Origin of the sequence: Streptomyces sp. TLI_185 (assembly GCF_003814765.1) — a bacterium.
GTDB lineage: Bacteria > Actinomycetota > Actinomycetes > Streptomycetales > Streptomycetaceae > Streptomyces.
On the sequence record NZ_RKRB01000001.1, the window covers coordinates 6,131,512 to 6,144,588 of the forward strand.

Annotated in this window: 15 protein-coding genes; 11 read left to right on the forward strand and 4 right to left on the reverse strand. The window is 72.8% G+C overall.

The genetic code is table 11. The features are described from left to right. Positions 1–9: 9 nt before the first annotated feature. The gene (locus tag EDD92_RS28420) at positions 10–381 is read left to right on the forward strand and encodes a holo-ACP synthase (protein WP_123966967.1); all 372 of its coding nucleotides are present in this window, start codon (positions 10–12) and stop codon (positions 379–381) included. 16 nt (positions 382–397) lie between these two features. Continuing rightward, positions 398–1,870, forward strand: a complete 1,473-nt coding sequence (locus EDD92_RS28425) for an NAD(P)H-hydrate dehydratase (RefSeq protein WP_123966968.1) — start codon at positions 398–400, stop codon at positions 1,868–1,870. Positions 1,871–1,914: 44 nt separating this feature from the next. Here the strand turns inward: EDD92_RS28425 and EDD92_RS28430 are convergent, their stop codons facing one another. Next, positions 1,915–2,292 carry a VOC family protein gene (locus EDD92_RS28430; RefSeq protein ID WP_123966969.1) on the reverse strand — a complete coding sequence of 126 codons (378 nt, stop codon included), beginning with the start codon at positions 2,290–2,292 and terminating at the stop codon, positions 1,915–1,917. Positions 2,293–2,418: 126 nt separating this feature from the next. Here EDD92_RS28430 and EDD92_RS28435 point away from each other — a divergent pair, with 126 nt between their 5' ends. From EDD92_RS28435 to EDD92_RS49995, 5 genes are all read left to right on the forward strand, one after another. Then, positions 2,419–3,222 (forward strand): L,D-transpeptidase, encoded by an 804-nt coding sequence (locus EDD92_RS28435; protein WP_123970585.1) that lies wholly within the window; start codon positions 2,419–2,421, stop codon positions 3,220–3,222. Positions 3,223–3,283: 61 nt separating this feature from the next. Beyond that, on the forward strand, positions 3,284–4,453 hold the full coding sequence (alr, locus tag EDD92_RS28440; RefSeq protein ID WP_123966970.1) for an alanine racemase: 1,170 nt from the start codon (positions 3,284–3,286) through the stop codon (positions 4,451–4,453). A gap of 174 nt (positions 4,454–4,627) precedes the next feature. Then, positions 4,628–5,869: an alpha/beta fold hydrolase gene (locus tag EDD92_RS28445; RefSeq protein WP_123966971.1), complete on the forward strand. Its 1,242-nt coding sequence runs from the start codon at positions 4,628–4,630 to the stop codon at positions 5,867–5,869. Continuing rightward, positions 5,835–6,413, forward strand: a complete 579-nt coding sequence (gene tsaE / locus EDD92_RS28450) for a tRNA (adenosine(37)-N6)-threonylcarbamoyltransferase complex ATPase subunit type 1 TsaE (RefSeq protein WP_123966972.1) — start codon at positions 5,835–5,837, stop codon at positions 6,411–6,413. Before EDD92_RS28445 ends, tsaE begins: the two co-directional genes overlap by 35 nt. A 150-nt stretch (positions 6,414–6,563) precedes the next feature. Then, positions 6,564–6,737, forward strand: coding sequence for a hypothetical protein (locus EDD92_RS49995; protein WP_185124147.1), 174 nt, complete (start codon positions 6,564–6,566; stop codon positions 6,735–6,737). Positions 6,738–6,778: 41 nt separating this feature from the next. On the opposite strand, the gene EDD92_RS28455 is transcribed toward EDD92_RS49995, so the two are convergent. Next, positions 6,779–7,333, reverse strand: coding sequence for a hypothetical protein (locus EDD92_RS28455; protein WP_123966973.1), 555 nt, complete (start codon positions 7,331–7,333; stop codon positions 6,779–6,781). Between the two features lie 181 nt (positions 7,334–7,514). Here EDD92_RS28455 and tsaB point away from each other — a divergent pair, with 181 nt between their 5' ends. From tsaB to EDD92_RS28475, 4 genes are read left to right on the forward strand one after another with little or no spacing between them, the layout of a single operon-like run. Then, positions 7,515–8,171, forward strand: coding sequence for a tRNA (adenosine(37)-N6)-threonylcarbamoyltransferase complex dimerization subunit type 1 TsaB (gene tsaB / locus EDD92_RS28460; protein ID WP_123966974.1), 657 nt, complete (start codon positions 7,515–7,517; stop codon positions 8,169–8,171). A gap of 8 nt (positions 8,172–8,179) precedes the next feature. Continuing rightward, positions 8,180–8,701 carry a ribosomal protein S18-alanine N-acetyltransferase gene (gene rimI, locus EDD92_RS28465; RefSeq protein WP_185124447.1) on the forward strand — a complete coding sequence of 174 codons (522 nt, stop codon included), beginning with the start codon at positions 8,180–8,182 and terminating at the stop codon, positions 8,699–8,701. Further along, positions 8,694–9,797, forward strand: coding sequence for a tRNA (adenosine(37)-N6)-threonylcarbamoyltransferase complex transferase subunit TsaD (tsaD, locus tag EDD92_RS28470; RefSeq protein ID WP_123966975.1), 1,104 nt, complete (start codon positions 8,694–8,696; stop codon positions 9,795–9,797). The genes rimI and tsaD overlap by 8 nt, the downstream gene beginning before the upstream one ends. Continuing rightward, positions 9,794–10,051: a hypothetical protein gene (locus EDD92_RS28475; protein ID WP_123966976.1), complete on the forward strand. Its 258-nt coding sequence runs from the start codon at positions 9,794–9,796 to the stop codon at positions 10,049–10,051. The genes tsaD and EDD92_RS28475 overlap by 4 nt, the downstream gene beginning before the upstream one ends. A 138-nt stretch (positions 10,052–10,189) precedes the next feature. On the opposite strand, the gene EDD92_RS28480 is transcribed toward EDD92_RS28475, so the two are convergent. Together EDD92_RS28480 and EDD92_RS28485 are read right to left on the reverse strand one after the other, a co-directional pair. After that, positions 10,190–10,699, reverse strand: a complete 510-nt coding sequence (locus tag EDD92_RS28480) for a hypothetical protein (protein WP_123966977.1) — start codon at positions 10,697–10,699, stop codon at positions 10,190–10,192. Positions 10,700–10,737: 38 nt separating this feature from the next. Beyond that, on the reverse strand, positions 10,738–13,041 hold the full coding sequence (locus tag EDD92_RS28485) for a glycoside hydrolase family 3 N-terminal domain-containing protein (protein WP_123966978.1): 2,304 nt from the start codon (positions 13,039–13,041) through the stop codon (positions 10,738–10,740). Between the last annotated feature and the right edge of the window lie 36 nt (positions 13,042–13,077).

Sequence of the window (13,077 nt, forward strand, 5' to 3'; positions counted from 1 at the left end):
AGTGCCCGAATGAGCATCATCGGCGTCGGTATCGACGTAGCCGAGATCGAGCGGTTCGAGGCGTCGCTCAAGCGGACGCCCGGGATGGCCGAACGGCTGTTTCTGGAGAGCGAGTTGCTGCTGCCCAGCGGCGAGCGCCGGGGTGTTGCCTCGCTTGCCGCCCGCTTTGCCGCGAAGGAGGCCCTCGCCAAGGCGCTCGGTGCGCCGGCCGGGCTGCTCTGGACGGATGCCGAGGTTTTCGTCGAGGACAGCGGGCAGCCGCGGTTGCGGGTGCAGGGGACGGTGGCGGCGCGGGCGGCGGTACTCGGCGTGCGGTCCTGGCACGTGTCGCTCAGCCATGACGCCGGGGTGGCGTCGGCGGTGGTGATCGCCGAAGGCTGAGGGCAGACTCGACCCCATGCGTACTGCCTACAGCGTGGAGACGGTAAGGACCGCCGAGCGGGAGCTCATGGCGCGGCTTCCCGAGGGGGCGCTCATGCAGCGCGCCGCCGCCGGGCTCGCCGCCGCTTGTGCCGATCTGATCGTTCGCGTCTACGCCAGCCGGGTCGTGCTGCTCGTCGGGAGCGGGGACAACGGCGGGGATGCGTTGTATGCCGGTGCGCGGCTCGCGCGGCGGGGGGCGGCGGTCGCCGCCGTGCTGCTCGCGCCCGAGCGGGCCCATGCCGGAGGGCTTGCCGCCCTGTTGCGGGCCGGAGGGCGTGTCGTCGAGGCGGGGGCGGCCGCCGGCCCCGCTGCCTCCGCCGGCATCAACCCTGCAGAAGAGGCGATCCTCCGGGCCGATCTCGTCGTCGACGGGATCGTGGGGATCGGCGGCAAGGGTGGACTCCGGCCCGACGCCGCGCAGTTGGCCGCCGCTGTCGCCGAGTCCGGTGCCGCCGTCGTCGCCGTGGATCTGCCCAGTGGCGTCGACGCCGATACGGGGGAGGTGCGCGGTGCCGCCGTTCGGGCCGATCTCACCGTCACGTTCGGGACGCACAAGCCCGGGCTGCTGATCGATCCCGCGCGGGAGTACGCCGGTTCGGTACGGCTCGTCGACATCGGGCTCGGGGACGTACTGCCCGCCGAGCCGGAGCTGGAGGCCCTGCAGCACGTGGACGTGGCGCGGCTGCTGCCCGTGCCGGGTGCCGAGAGTGACAAGTACCGGCGGGGGGTCGTGGGGATCGCCGCCGGGTCCGCGCGGTACCCGGGGGCCGCTGTCCTCGCCGTGTCCGGGGCGCTGCGGGGTGGCGCGGGAGCCGTGCGGTATGTCGGGCCCGCGGGGGACGCCGTCGTCTCGCGGTTCCCGGAGACGCTCGTATCGGATCAGGGGCCCGCGAAGGCCGGACGGGTGCAGGCCTGGGTCGTCGGGCCGGGGGCCGGGGACGATGCCTCGACCGTGGCCGAAGTGCTGGAAGCGGATGTGCCCGTGCTGATCGACGCGGACGGGCTGCGGCTCGCCGACCGGGATGCCGTACGGGCTCGTAGCGCCCCGACGCTCATGACCCCGCATGCCGGGGAGGCCGCCGCGCTGCTCGGTGTGGCGCGCGAGGAGGTCGAGGGGGCGCGGCTGGCCTCGGCGCGCGAGCTCGCCTCGCGGTACGGGGCGACCGTGCTGCTCAAGGGGTCGACCACGCTCGTCGCCGATTCGGGTGGCGGGGTCGTACGGGTCAATGCGACCGGGACGCCCTGGCTCGCCACCGCGGGCAGTGGGGATGTGCTGTCGGGGCTCGCCGGGTCGCTGCTGGCGTCCGGGCTCTCCGCCCTGGACGCGGGGAGCGCGGCGGCGTACCTGCACGGACTGGCCGGGCGGTTCGCGGCCGACGGGGCGCCGGCGGGTGCCCATGACGTGGCCGAGGCGATCCCGGGCGCGTGGCGGGACGTGCGGGACTGACCGGACCAGGCCCGCAACCCAGGCCCGGTCCCTCGGTGTGAGCCCTACCGGAGGTCCTGCACCACGCTGAGGATGTTCCCCTCGCTGTCCTTGAACCAGGCGCCGCGCATGCCTGCGCCCTCCGCCACGCCGTCGACCGTCTTCAGGCCGGGCAGGTCGTACTCCTCGAAGGTCACGCCGCGGCCGCGCAGTTCCGTCATCTCCGTGTCGAGGTCGCCGACGGTCCAGCCGGCCAGGGTATGGGCGGCCCGGCCGCCGCTCGGTGTCGCGTAGAGGATGAACCGGGCACCGCCGGACTCGAAGAGCGCGGTGTCCTGCCGGTCGTCGATGAGCTTGAGGCCGAGCGTGTCGCCGTAGAAGTGCTTGGCTCTTTCGAGGTCGGTCGCCGGGATGACGGCGTTGAGTGGTGTGTCTGCCAGCATCTCCACCACCTCCGGTTCTCAGGGTAGGCCGGGGTGCGAGCCACCGCCCGGGCTGCGCTCGTCGGAAAGGGTGAACCCGCCGCGCGCCGCCCCCGGCCTGACGGCTCTGCACGTTTCTCTGATTGCATGATCAGTAGACATATTGCGCATATCGCCTGCCAAGGTGTCGGGGTGGTGCTCGCCGCCGTCACCGTCCTCCCCGTCGGCGCCGCCTCCGCCTCCCCCGCGCCTGCGCATCCGACGTCGAGGCCGAGCTCGGTCCACCGGCCCGCCGACGACGACGATGCCGTCGAGGCCGGGGGCCTCGTCGAGGTCGTGCCGCGCGAGGACGCCGCAGGGAAGGTGAAGTGCAGCAGGCGGACCGGGCCCCATCAGCGGGCGGTCGAGAAGTGGCTGAAGCTGAAGGTGGACGGGAAGCAGTCGGCCGCCGACTGCCGGGCCATCCGGGATTTTCAGGAGAAGCACGGGATCAAGGCCGCGATCGGGTTCGCCGGGCCCGTCACCTGGGCCACCATGCAGCTCATTTCCGCGAAAGAGGATCCGAACGCCCGGGGGAAGTGCCCCGAGCGGAAACACCGGGTCGCGTGTATCGATCTCGACCGGCAACTGACCTGGGTGCAGAAGGGCAGCAAGGTGGTCTACGGGCCCGTCCCGATGCGCAGTGGGCGGGTCGGGCATGCCACCCGGGTCGGGTGGCACAAGATCTACTGGAAGCACAAGAAACACTGGTCGACGCTCTACGACGCACCCATGCCCTATGCCCAGTTCTTCAGCGGCGGGCAGGCCTTCCATGGCGTGCACGACAGCATTTACACCACCCTCGGCTCGTGGGGATGCATCAATCTGCGCGTGAAGGACGCCCGAAAGCTGTGGCACGTGCTGAAGAAGGGCGACCGTGTGTATGTGTGGGGACACCGGCCCGGGAAGTAGGCGCGTGCACGGGGGCCGGTGCCGCGGGGGTGTCGGACCCCTCTGAGACACTGGGTGCGCCATGACTGAGACAGCAGCTGCCCCGACCGCGCCCCTGCGCGCCCGCGCCGAGATCGACCTGGCCGCCCTGCGTGCCAACGTGCGGACCCTGCGCGCCCTCGCGCCGGGCGCTGCCCTCATGGCCGTGGTCAAGTCCGACGCGTACGGCCACGGGGCCGTGCCGTGCGCCCGGGCCGCCGTGGCGGCGGGGGCCGCATGGCTGGGGACCGCCACGCCCGAGGAGGCGCTCGCGCTGCGGGCGGCCGGGCTGCCCGGACGCATCATGTGCTGGCTGTGGACGCCGGGCGGGCCCTGGCAGGAGGCCGTCGAGGCCGACATCGACGTGTCGGTGAGCGGGATGTGGGCCCTGGACGAGGTCACCGCGGCCGCCCGGGCGGCGGGCATTCCCGCGCGCGTGCAGCTCAAGGCCGACACCGGGCTGGGGCGTAACGGCTGTCAGCCGGGGGAGGACTGGGCGGAGCTGGTCGCGGCCGCCCTGCGCGCCGAGACGGAAGGGACCGTCCGCATCACCGGGCTCTGGTCGCACTTCGCGTGCGCCGACGAACCCGGGCACCCCTCCATCGACCTCCAGCTCACCCGCTTCCGCGAGATGCTCGCGTACGCCGAGGGCCGGGGCGTGCGCCCCGAGGTGCGGCACATCGCCAACTCGCCCGCCACGCTCATCCTTCCCGAGGCCCACTTCGACCTCGTACGCACCGGGATCGCCCTCTACGGCATCTCGCCGAGCCCCGAGATGGGCAGCCCCGCCGACTTCGGGCTGCGTCCGGTGATGACACTGTCGGCGTCCATCGCGCTCGTGAAGCACGTTCCGGGGGGTCACGGCGTCAGTTACGGGCATCACTACGTCACCCCCGGCGCCACGACCCTCGGACTCGTGCCCGTCGGATACGCCGACGGCGTTCCGCGGCACGCCTCCGGGACCGGTCCGGTGCTGGTCGGCGGCAAGTGGCGGACCGTCGCGGGTCGGGTCGCGATGGACCAGTTCGTCGTCGATCTCGGCGGGGACGAGCCCGCGGTCGGGACCGAAGCGGTGCTCTTCGGACCCGGCGACCGCGGCGAGCCCACCGCCGAGGACTGGGCGCAGGCCGCGGGCACCATCGCGTACGAGATCGTCACGCGGATCGGAACGCGCGTTCCCCGCGTCTACGTGAATGAGCAACAAAGCGGGTAGCCGCACAGAGGCCCGACAGTCCACGGACCGGCAGAAATGCAGTAGCCGTAAGCCGAGCAACATCGGGCAGTCGATCAACAGCGGTATCAAACAGGCAACACGAGTAACGCAAGCAACACCTGCATCACCCGACCCAGCGAACAGCAGTAGTGATCCGGCGAAGAGGAGCGGTACGTGAGCGAGAGCAGTGCGGAGGCCGTCGCAGCACTCGCCTCCGCCACGGGGGCGGCCGGGAACTGGCGCAGGGCGACCGGCATCGCGGGCGCCGCGATAGGCGTGGTTGCCGCGGGCGCGGCGGCCGGCGTCGCCATAGAGCGGCTCACCGTCGGCCGCGGGATGCGGAAGAAGGCGCGGCTCGCGCTCGACTCCACCGGACCGTACGGGGCGCTGCGCGGCACGCCCGGCAAGGCGACGGCCGACGACGGCACCGAGCTGTACTACGAGGTCGACGACGTCGACCCCGACGCCGTGCCCGCGCTCGGCCCGCGCCGCCGGCGGCTGTTCGGGCGGAAGGCGCCCGCTCCCGTCACCGTCGTCTTCAGCCACGGCTACTGCCTCAGCCAGGACTCCTGGCACTTCCAGCGGGCGGCCCTGCGCGGCGTCGTACGGACCGTGCACTGGGACCAGCGCAGCCACGGGCGGTCCGGGCGGGGCGTGCAGCAGGTGCAGGACGGCGTGCCGGCCAGCATCGACCAGCTGGGGCGCGATCTGAAGGCTGTCATCGACGCCGCCGCACCGGACGGGCCCATCGTGCTCGTCGGGCACTCCATGGGCGGCATGACCGTGATGGCGCTGGCCGACCAGTATCCCGAGCTGATCCGTGACCGGGTGGTCGCCGTCGCCTTCGTCGGTACGTCGTCCGGGCGGCTCGGCGAGGTCAACTTCGGGCTGCCGGTCGCGGGCGTCAACGCGGTGCGGCGGGTGCTCCCCGGGGTGCTGAAGGCGCTGGGGCAGCAGGCCGCACTGGTGGAGAAGGGGCGGCGGGCGACCGCCGACCTGTTCGCCGGGATCATCAAGCGGTACTCGTTCGCCTCGCGGGACGTGGACCCGGCCGTCGCGCGGTTCGCCGAGCGGATGATCGAGGGCACGCCGATCGACGTGGTCGCCGAGTTCTACCCGGCGTTCACGGAGCACGACAAGACCGAGGCGCTGGTGCACTTCGCGGACCTGCCGGTGCTGGTGCTGGCCGGGATCGGCGATCTCGTCACCCCCAGCGAGCACAGCGAGGCGATCGCCGACCTGCTGCCGGACGCCGAACTGGTGCTGGTCCCGGACGCCGGGCACCTGGTGATGCTGGAGCACCCGGAAGTCGTCACCGACCGGCTGGCCGACCTGCTCACCCGCGCGGGTGCCGTGCCGGCAGGAGCTACCGTGGGTGGCTATGGAAGCACCAGCAGCACCGCACAACCCGGCTGAGACCGAGGCCTCCGTGTCCCCCTCCGTGCCTTCTGTGGAGATCACCGTCACGGCCCCCGAGCAGATGAGGGACCTGGGTCGCCGTCTCGCCAAGCTGCTGCGCGCCGGCGACCTCGTGATGCTCAACGGGGAGCTCGGCGCGGGCAAGACGACGCTCACCCGCGGGCTGGGTGAAGGGCTCGGCGTCCGGGGCGCGGTCACCTCGCCGACCTTCGTGATCGCCCGCGTGCATCCGTCGCTGGGCGACGGTCCGCCGCTCGTGCACGTCGACGCGTACCGCCTGGGCGGGGGGCTCGACGAGATGGAGGACCTCGACCTCGACGTCTCGCTGCCCGAGTCGGTGATCGTGGTGGAGTGGGGTGAGGGCAAGGTCGAGGAGCTGACCGACGACCGGCTGCACGTCGTCATCCACCGGGCCGTGGGAACTGTGTCTTCCCGGGGGGCGACCCCCGGACCCCCGGAGACGGACGAAGTCCGGCACGTGACCGTGACCGGGCTCGGGGAGCGGTGGTCGACGGTGGACCTGAGCGTGCTGTCCGCCTGATGGCCGCACGGCCGCCGCACAATTCCGTGAACGTTCCGACAAGACGTCGGCAAGATATTGCATTCGGTGTCTTGTGCGTGGTCACATGGTACCCAGTTCGTAGTTAGGTCTACCTAACTACGCCCGCCCCCGGGTCCTCAGGAGGCGTCCATGCCGGCCACCGAGAGCAACGCGCAGCAGCAGAAGCCGTACGCCGTCGTAGCCGGTGTGTCCATGCGCGAACTACTGGCGTCGTGTGCCGCGGCGGACGCGGTCTCGACCCCGCCGCGGCTGCCGGACCCCGAGGTGTCAGGGTCACCGGCCCGGCACCGGGAAGCCGCCTGAGCTCCGCCGGCACAGCCCCCGCGCCTCTTCAGGGCGCTGTCTCAGGGGATCACGGCGATCTGCGCGCCGATCGTCGCGAACTCCCACAGCGCGGCGCCGTCCTTGCGGGACTCGCGGATCCCGCCCGTGCGCACCGCCGGGTCGGGCGGCGCCGACGAGGTGCGGACCGCCGCGCTGAAGCCGACGGCGATGCCTTCCACGCTGGTGAAACGCACGACGTGCTCGACGGCGGTCCCGTCGGTGCCGATGGCGGAGTTCGAGCGGGAGGTGACCCCGTAGACGCCGGGCGCCGGGTCGACGTTGCCCGGGGCGACCGCGAAGCTGCGCAGGACCCGGTTGCGCGCGTCGACCAGCCAGACCCGGTCAAAGCCCACCGAGTAGACGACGCGCTCCCCGGCGCCGGACGCGGCGGGCGGCAGGCCGGGGTTGTGCTGGGCGCCGGGCGCCCCCGGGACGGCCGCCGCGGGTGAGGCACTCGCCTGCGGCTTGCCGAAGCCGGCCGGTGCGGTCACGGAGGCCCGGTAGCCGAGGAGGCCGACGGTGGCCAGGGCGGCCACGGTGAGCCCGAACACGAATCCGGAGCTGCTCCTCGCCACGGTCGCCACCTGCCCCATTCGCCTCGAACGTCGTGCTTTTCGGCGACCGTAGCAGCCCGCACACGCCTGACCGGGGCGGCGATGCCCGAGGTGGGGGCCGTGTCGGACGCCCCGCCTGCACCGCGGTCCGGGCGGACGACGGGGCGTCCGACACGGGCCCCGAGAGCCGTAGGCTGTTTGCGTGCTCTTGCTCGCTCTGGATACCGCAACCCCAGCCGTGACCGTCGCCCTGCACGACGGCTCGGACGTCATCGCCTCCTCGAGCCAGGTGGACGCGCGCCGGCACGGTGAGCTGCTGCTGCCGGCCGTCGACCGAGTGCTCGCCGAGGCCGGCCTCAGGCTCGACGCCGTCACCGGCATCGTCGTCGGCATCGGGCCCGGCCCCTACACCGGGCTGCGCGTCGGCCTGATGACAGCGGACACCTTCGGGCTCGCGCTCGGTGTCCCCGTGCACGGAGTGTGCACGCTCGACGGTCTGGCGTACGCGGCCGACATCGAGAAGGGCCCCTTCGTCGTGGCGACCGACGCCCGGCGCAAGGAGGTCTACTGGGCGCGCTACGCCGACTCCCGGACCCGGCTGACCGACCCCGCCGTCGACCGGCCCGCCGACATCGCCGACCGGGTGGCCGGGCTGCCCGCAGTGGGTGCGGGCGCGCTGCTGTACCCGGACACCTTCCCGAACGTGCACGAGCCGGAGCACGTGTCGGCCGCCGCGCTCGCGAGTCTGGCCGCCGAGCGGCTGGCCAAGGGCGAGGAACTGCCCGAGGCCCGGCCGCTGTACCTGCGCCGCCCGGACGCCCAGGTCCCCAAGAACTACAAGGTGGTCACCCCCAAGTGACCGAACCCATGACCTCTCGACTGCGCGAGATGCGCTGGTGGGACATCGACCGCGTACTCGGACTGGAGAAGGACCTCTTCCCCGAGGACGCCTGGTCCCGCGGCATGTTCTGGTCGGAACTCGCCCACTCCCGCGGCCCCGAGGCGACCCGCCGCTATGTCGTCGCCGAGGACAGCGAGGGGCGGGTGGTCGGATACGCGGGCCTCGCCGCCTCCGGAGACCTCGCCGACATCCAGACCATCGCCGTCACTCGCGACCAGTGGGGCACCGGGCTCGGCGGACGGCTCCTCGCCGAGCTGCTGCGGGCCGCCACCGCCTTCGAGTGCGCCGAAGTGATGCTGGAGTGCCGGATCGACAACATCCGCGCCCAGAAGCTCTACGAGCGCTTCGGCTTCGAGGCCATCGGCTTCAGGCGCGGCTACTACCAGCCGGGCAATGTGGACGCCCTGGTGATGCGTCTGACCACGCAATCCGACAGCGGCTCCGCCGCCGGACCGACCTCCGAACGAGAAACCGAGATCCATGGCTGACGAACCCCTGGTCCTGGGGATTGAGACCTCCTGCGACGAGACCGGCGTCGGCATCGTCCGCGGCACCACTCTGCTGGCCGACGCCGTCGCGTCCAGTGTCGACGAGCACGCCCGCTTCGGCGGCGTCGTCCCCGAGGTCGCCTCGCGCGCCCACCTGGAGGCGATGGTGCCGACGATCGACCGCGCGCTGAAGGAGGCGGGGGTGAGCGCGAGGGACCTGGACGGCATCGCGGTCACCGCCGGTCCGGGTCTTGCCGGTGCGCTGCTGGTCGGCGTGTCGGCGGCGAAGGCGTATGCGTACGCGCTGGGCAAGCCGCTCTACGGCGTCAACCACCTCGCCTCCCACATCTGCGTGGACCAGTTGGAGCACGGCGCACTGCCAGAGCCGACGATGGCGCTCCTGGTGTCCGGCGGGCACAGCTCGCTGCTGCTGTCCACGGACATCACTTCGGACGTACGTCCCCTGGGCGCGACCATCGACGACGCGGCCGGCGAGGCCTTCGACAAGATCGCGCGGGTGCTGAACCTCGGCTTCCCCGGCGGCCCGGTCATCGACCGGTACGCGCGCGAGGGCGACCCGTCGGCGATCCCGTTCCCGCGCGGGCTGACCGGTCCGCGCGACCCGGCGTACGACTTCTCCTTCTCCGGGCTTAAGACGGCCGTGGCCCGCTGGATCGAGGCCAAGCGGGCGGCGGGCGAGGAGGTGCCGGTGCGGGACGTGGCGGCCTCCTTCCAGGAGGCGGTCGTCGACGTGCTGACCCGCAAGGCCGTACGGGCCTGCAAGGACGAGGGCGTCGGGCATCTGATGATCGGCGGCGGTGTGGCCGCCAACTCCCGGCTGCGCGAGCTGGCCCGGCACCGCTGCGAGGCGGCCGGGATCGAACTGCGGGTGCCGCGGCCGAAGTTGTGCACCGACAACGGGGCGATGGTGGCGGCGCTCGGTGCGGAGCTGGTGGCCCGCAACCGGGCGGCGTCGAGCTGGGACCTGTCCGCCGACTCGTCGCTGCCGGTGACGGAGGCGCATGTGCCCGGGCACGAGCACGACCATGACCACGATCATGTGCACGAGGTCAGCAAGGGGAACCTGTACTCGTGACGGTCGCGTTGATGTGGGAGGCGCGGGCGGCCGAGGGGCGGGGCGAGGAACTGCTCGTCTGGGCGCGGGCGCAGGAACTCCCGGCGCGACCGCTGCGCCGGGAGACCTTCAGGGCCGCACAGGACCGCGTCCTCGTCATCACCTGGTGGGACGCGGCCCACGACGCCGAACTGCCCGAACTTCCCGAGCCGGCCGGCGAGTTGGTCATGCGGGCGGTGCACCGGTGGCGGTTCGAGTCGCTTGGGTCGGACTGACGCGGGTGTGGCGGAGCGCCGAGGGCTGGTCCGGATCGGTGGCCGGTCAGAGTTGCCGGCCGTTCATCCACATCCCGTGGTGGGACGCGGCCCTCGACGCCGAGCTGTCCGAACTTCCCGAGCCGGACGGCGAGTTGGTCATGCGGGCGGTGCACCGGTGGCGGTTCGAGTGCCTGGGGTCGGACTGACGGTGGTGCAGCGGAGCACCGACGACCCGGCCGGGTCGGTGGCCAGCCACAGGTGCCGGCCCTTCATCCGCTCCCAGCCGGCGCCCGCCACCGCCTTGCCGAGCCAGTCAAGACCCATCATCAGGGGCACCACGACGATGGCGATGTCCCTGAGGACGAACACGCACAGGGCGGGCAGCAGCATCAGGCCGAGCATGCGGGGAGCGAGGGCGCTGCGCTGACCGCTCCCGTCGGAGTCCGGCAGCAGTGCCGCGGCCTCGAACTCCCGCACCTGGCCGACCCGCTTGAGCCGGGACGCCCGCAGCACCGTCGACAGCACGAGGAAGCCGAGCGCGAAGGTCACCAGCACGTCGACGGCCCCGCTGTGCACCGGCGGGCTCTGGCCCGTTCCGACCGCCGCCGCCCAGCCGACGGCGACGCCGGTGAGGATCATCGCCGACGCCCACAACTCGTGATGCACGTACCGGATCATCAGTCCCCCGCGTCCGAGGCCCGGGGTCAGTCCGCCCCCGACACCTCCGTCTCGCACAACAACCGTCGATCGGCGCCAAGTACCCGTACAGGCCCGGTCAGTTGCACCCTCGCCGTGTGCCGCACTTCAGCGCTCGATGCCCCCAACCGTAGTTCCAGCGCGCCCGGTTCGACCACCCTCGCACCCGAGCGGTCCGTGAAGGCCGACAGGTCGGCGTGGAAGCGGAAGGTGACCCGGGCCGCCTCGCCCGGGTCCAGCTCCAGCCGCCGGTAGCCGATCAGGCGGACGTCCGGGCGGGTCACCGAGGCCACCGGGTCGTGCAGGTAGAGCTGGACGACCTCGGCGCCGGCCCGGTCGCCCGTGTTGCGGACCGCGACCGAGACGTCGTACGAGCCGTCCGTGCCGATCTCCGCCCCGGCGGACTCGGACTCCCACGCGAACGTCGTGTACGAGCGGCCGTGGCCGAAGGCGTACAGCGGGGTCGGGTCGAGGTTGCTGACCTCGCCCGCGAGACCCAGCGGGGGCTGGAGGTACGTCCACGGCTGGCCGCCGGGGTCCCGCGGGACACTCACCGGGAGGCGGCCCGAGGGGTTGACACGGCCCGACAGCACGCCCGCCACCGCCGGGCCGCCCTCCTCCCCGGGGAAGAACGCCTGCACCACCGCGGCCAGCCGTCCGTGCCATCGGCCCAGCGCGTACGGACGACCGGTGAGCAGGACGAGCACCACGGGGACCCCGGTGGCGACCAGGGCGTCCAGCAAGTCGCCCTGTACACCGGGGAGTCGGAGGTCCGTCACATCGCAGCCCTCGCCCGAGGTGCCCCGCCCGAAAAGGCCCGCCCGGTCGCCGAGGACCGCCACGCACACGTCCGCCTCCGCGGTCCGCGCCACCGCCTCCGCGATCCCCGAGGGGTCCGGGTCCGAGGTGTCGCAGCCCTCCGCGAACGTCACCTTGGCGTCCGGGAGTTCGGTGCGCAGCGCCTCCAGGACGGTCGGGATCTCCACGCCCATGGGAACGTCCGGGTGGTGCGCCAGCACGTGGGACGGGAACGAGTAGCAGCCGAGCATCGCCAGCGCGTCGGCCGCCCGCGGGCCGACCACCGCGATACGGGTGTCGGGCGGGAGGGGGAGGACCCCGTCCGGGTTGTCCAGGAGCACCACCGACTCCTCGGCCAGCCGGCGGGCCAGGGTCCGGTTCGCGGCCGAGTCCAGGTCGATCACGGCGGCGGGCTCGGGGTCCCAGTCCTCGTCCAGGAGGCCCAGCTCGCACTTCTGGAGCAGCACCCGGCGGGCCGCACGGTCGACCAGTGACTCCGGTACCGCGCCCGCCCGCACCGCCTCCAGCAGGGGTTTTCCGTAGCACTTGAGCGTCGGCAGCTCCACGTCGATGCCGGCCGCCAGCGCCGCGTGCGCCGCCTCGGCGGGGGAGCCCGCCACCCGGTGCAGGGTCTCCAGGAACCCGATGCCGAAGTAGTCGGCGACCACCGTGCCGGTGAACCCCCAGTGCTCCCGCAGGAGTTCGGTCAGCAGGGACGGGTCCGCGGAGGCCGGGATGCCGTCCGTGTCGGTGTACGCCGCCATGACCGAGCGGGCGCCGCCCTCGCGCAGCGCCAGCTCGAACGGCGGCAGGGTGACGTCCGCGAACTCGCGGACACCGGCCCGGACGGGCGCGAGATTGCGGGCGCCCGCCGAGGACGCGTACCCGGCGAAGTGCTTGAGCGTGGCGACGATCCCGGCGGACTCCAGTCCGCGCACATAGGCCGCCCCGATGGTGCCCACCAGGTACGGGTCCTCGCCGATCGTCTCCTCGACCCGGCCCCAGCGCGGGTCCCGTACGACGTCCAGGACCGGGGCGAGGCCCTGGTGCACGCCCGCCGTGCGCAGGTCGCCGCCGATGGCGCGGGCCATCTCCTCGACCAGCGGCGGATCGAAGCTCGCGCCCCAGGCCAGCGGGACGGGGTAGGCGGTGGCGCCCCAGGCGGTGAACCCGGCCAGGCACTCCTCGTGGGCCATGGCCGGGATACCGAACCGGCCCGCCTCGGCGATACGGCGCTGGGCGCGGGCCAGTGCCTGCGCGCCCAGCGCCGGGTCCACGGGGGCGGTGCCGTAGGAGCGGGTGAGCTGGCCCAGGCCGTGGGTGATCAGCTCGTCCCAGTCGTAGTCCGCGGTCATCTCGCTCTGCAGGGGTGCGACTCCGTCGCCGTCCGTGGCGGCGCCCACCCACACGCCGTACAGCTGGGCGGTCTTCTCCTCGAGGGTCATCCGGGAGAGGAGGTCGTCGACGCGGGCGGCGGCGGGCAGGGCGGGGTCACGCCATGGGGCGGTGGTCATGAAACTCCTGCTCTGGTCGAGTGGGTGAGGCCCTCT